We start from the raw sequence: 534 nt of genomic DNA, 5'->3' as shown, positions 1-534 counted from the left end.
GCCTAGTTTGTGCGAAGGTGAGGAAAAGTTGAAGGGCGCGCACTTTTTGTGCGTAACCGAAACTTTTTCGAGGCTTCGTGCGAAATAGGCGTGCAAGCTGAATTTTCATTTCTTATCTTTTTGCGTGGATACATAATCATCTACAATTGAACGCAATTTCAAATCAGGCGTTATATCCTCGCCCTCGTAATTCATTGTCTTGCGGATATTGTGTTTGATGATTTTTGTAAGCAAGACAAACACACCAAAAGTGATTTCAGGCACAGCAGAGCCAAAATAAGCAATACAGCAACCAGTGATAAAATCCTTGCTTAAGGATTCAGGCGTTAGTTGAGAATAAAACCAAAGCGTCAAACCTATAAAAAGCCCTATGCTTAAGCCCATTTGCACGATGATTGCAATAATGACGATTTTTTTAGGCGCACCTTTGGTGATTGAGAGATAGCCCACTGCCATTGCAATGCACACGCCAAAAGCCCCCGCACCAAGTGAGAGCAAAAACAAAATGATAAATTCTTTGTTGCTTAGTTCCAT

At 41.2% G+C, this 534-nt stretch carries 1 protein-coding gene; it reads right to left on the bottom strand.

Annotation, left to right across the window (positions count from 1 at the left end; genetic code table 11):
* Positions 1–105: 105 nt before the first annotated feature.
* A partial coding sequence (locus CQA49_RS10245) for a hypothetical protein (protein ID WP_115575756.1) occupies positions 106–534 on the bottom strand: 429 nt, incomplete at its 5' end.

Origin of the sequence: Helicobacter sp. MIT 00-7814 (assembly GCF_003364115.1) — a bacterium.
GTDB lineage: Bacteria > Campylobacterota > Campylobacteria > Campylobacterales > Helicobacteraceae > Helicobacter_F.
Note: the sequence above shows the minus strand (reverse complement) of the source record. Positions and strands in the feature narration are given on the sequence as shown.